We start from the raw sequence: 2,578 nt of genomic DNA, 5'->3' as shown, positions 1-2,578 counted from the left end.
GCCTGACGCTTCCCGACCCGATCCGCGCGTCGCGGCTCGCAAAAATCAAACGGCGCCCGAAGGCGCCGTTGATGTCGATCCGATCTGGCTGGCAGCAATTACCGCGCTTTGCGCTTGCGGCCGAGACCCATCTTCTTGGCGAGTTGGGACCGGGCAGCTGCATAGTTGGGTGCAACCATCGGATAGGTCGGGTCGAGGTTCCACTTTTCGCGATACTGGTCCGGCGTCAGGTCATAGTGGGTCATCAGGTGGCGCTTCAGCGACTTGAACTTCTTGCCGTCTTCAAGGCAGACGATGTAGTCGTCATGAACCGACCGCTTCGGGTTGACCGCCGGCTTCTGCTTGTCGGCAGGCGGCTGTTCGGCGGTTCCGCCCACACGCCCGAGTGCGGCATGGACATCGGATATCAGGTTCGGCAGTTCGCCGACCGGCACGGGATTGTTGCTGACATAGGCGGCCACCACATCGGCGGTCAATTCGATCAGCGCATCGCTGTTTCTGGAAGGTGTTTCGACAATATCCATGGTCTTCGGTCCCCAACAAGAGTTACATCGATCTGCGCCCTTTTTTACAAGCAGGGCATCGCACGAATTTTGTGCAGGTAGAGTTTCTACGATTCGTGTCGCGGGCACATCAATGAGCGTGCAGACCAAGTAAGTCAATTCGCCCCTCGCGCTATATTGAACGATATTGATCAAATGTTCCGCGATCAGCTTCAATCTTTCGTGCATTGTGTAATTTATCGATATTTCGCGTTCCCGTCGGCGGCGGCTGACGCAACGTCAGATCGCCGTTACATTCGTGGCAACTCACGAAACGGGTTTTAATGTTTGATCTTGCTTGGCTATCGCTCGAGAAATATTGGTTGTTCGCATTTGTCCACAAAACCACAGGTTGCCGTGGTCATATACGAGCAATCAGGCGACATGCCAGTCATCCGACCGATCGGCTGATTGCTGCCGCGTCAATCAATGCGGGATGATGTATTTGCCATAGGCCCAGCCGGTGACGAAATTGCCGTTCTGGACCGGATCATGCCAGACTTCGCACCAGCGATAGCGAATCTTTTGTGCCTGCTTCCATGCCGGCTGGTTGGCGATGTCGAGCAGGTTTATTCCGCCGGTGCATCGCCCGGTCATCTGCAGAACGGTGCCGTTCGGATATCCCGCCTGCTTTTGGGATGTGCCCGAAGGGTATTTGCGTACATTGAGCGTGTCGCCGAACGGGACATTGGCCACTTGCCAAGCCGCGAATACGGTCGCATGAGACTGGCCGGCAAAGCCCAGAGTTAGCGAAGCAACGGCGAAAGCCGCAGCAGTCCGAGACCAAATAGTCATCATCTCTCCTCCCGGCTCATCTCCTGGAGCCGACACAACCCATACGCTCCGGCTCTTGAACCTGCCCTGATCGGCGTGTTCATTTGCCATTCAAGATATTTCTCCATTCGAGATGGCCCTTCAAGATACTGGCCCATTGAAGATACTGGCAAAGCGAGACGCAATGACCAAGACATCCATATTTCCGATCGTCAGCCCGCCAACGCCCGAGAAGCGGCCGGTTTCCGACACGCATCACGGCATCACGCGAACCGACGACTATGCCTGGCTACGGGCCGATAACTGGCAGGAGATGTTCCGCGACCCGTCATTGCTCGATGCGGGGATCCGCGCAGAACTCGAGGCGGAGAATGCCTACCAGTCGAAGCTGATGGCCGACACGGTCGAACTGCAAAAGCAGCTTTTCAAGGAGATGAAGGGCCGTATCAAGGAAGACGATTCTTCCGTGCCGATGAAGGATGGGCCCTATGCCTACGGCTCGTCCTTTAAACTTGGTGGCGAGCAGCCGCGCTATTTCCGCATGTCGCGCGACGGCGGCGCCGAGCATATCCTGCTCGATGGCGACGCGGAGGCCGCGGGCAAGGCCTATTTCCGTCTTGGCGGTGTCGACCATTCGGCCGACCACGCCAAGCTGCTATGGGCATTCGACGACAAGGGCTCCGAATTCTACACGCTTCGCGTGCGTGACCTTGCCGATGGCAAAGAGCTTGCCGACCAGATCCCCGACACCGGCGGTTCAGGCGTCTGGAACGCAGGCAATGACGGCTTCTTCTACACGCGTCTCGATCCCAACCATCGCCCGTCCAAGGTACTGTTCCATGCGCTGGGCGACAGCCCGGACAGCGACCGGTTGATCTATGAGGAAACCGATCCCGGCTTCTTCATGAATGTCGACGGCACCCGCAACAACGAATGGATCATGATCGGCATCAACGATCACGAGACTTCGGAATACCGCCTGATGCGCGCCGACGATCCGTTTGCCGAACCGAAACTGGTGTCGCCGCGCGAGGTTGGCCTTCAATACGAGCTGGAAGAAGGCGGCGATATCTTCTTCATCCTGACCAATGCCGACGGCGCCAAGGACTTCAAGATCATGACGGCGCCGGCGAGCGATCCCGTGCGCGCCAACTGGCAGGAACTGGTGCCGCACGAGCCCGGCCGGCTGATCCTGTCGGTGATCGGCTTCAGGGACCACATGGTCCGGCTCGAACGCAAGGAAGGCCTGCCGCGCATTGTGG

2 protein-coding genes and 1 pseudogene are annotated in these 2,578 nt (G+C 57.9%); 1 reads left to right on the top strand and 2 read right to left on the bottom strand.

Annotated elements, in window-relative coordinates; all coding sequences use genetic code 11:
• Positions 1 to 98 precede the first annotated feature (98 nt).
• Together EN991_RS31770 and EN991_RS31765 are read right to left on the bottom strand one after the other, a co-directional pair.
• On the bottom strand, positions 99 to 524 hold the full coding sequence (locus tag EN991_RS31770) for a MucR family transcriptional regulator (protein WP_013532660.1): 426 nt from the start codon (positions 522 to 524) through the stop codon (positions 99 to 101).
• A 444-nt stretch (positions 525 to 968) separates the two neighbouring features.
• Entirely contained in the window at positions 969 to 1,340 is a 372-nt protein-coding gene (locus EN991_RS31765) for an SH3 domain-containing protein (protein ID WP_164745941.1), read from the bottom strand.
• Positions 1,341 to 1,500: 160 nt separating this feature from the next.
• On the opposite strand from EN991_RS31765, the pseudogene EN991_RS31760 reads away from it, so the two are divergent.
• Positions 1,501 to 2,578, top strand: a pseudogene (locus EN991_RS31760) (S9 family peptidase); the annotation flags it as partial.

The sequence above is a fragment of the Mesorhizobium sp. M7A.F.Ca.US.005.03.2.1 genome (assembly GCF_003997795.1).
Taxonomy (GTDB): Bacteria; Pseudomonadota; Alphaproteobacteria; order Rhizobiales; family Rhizobiaceae; genus Mesorhizobium; species Mesorhizobium ciceri.
The sequence above is the reverse complement of the archived record's forward strand: the minus strand, read 5'-3'. Positions and strand labels throughout refer to the sequence as shown.

Bases quoted from the DNA above. Each gene is read 5' to 3' on its own strand.
- EN991_RS31770 (WP_013532660.1), bottom strand. From the start codon at position 524: ATGGATATTGTCGAAACACCTTCCAGAAACAGCGATGCGCTGATCGAA.
- EN991_RS31765 (WP_164745941.1), bottom strand. From the start codon at position 1,340: ATGATGACTATTTGGTCTCGGACTGCTGCGGCTTTCGCCGTTGCTTCG.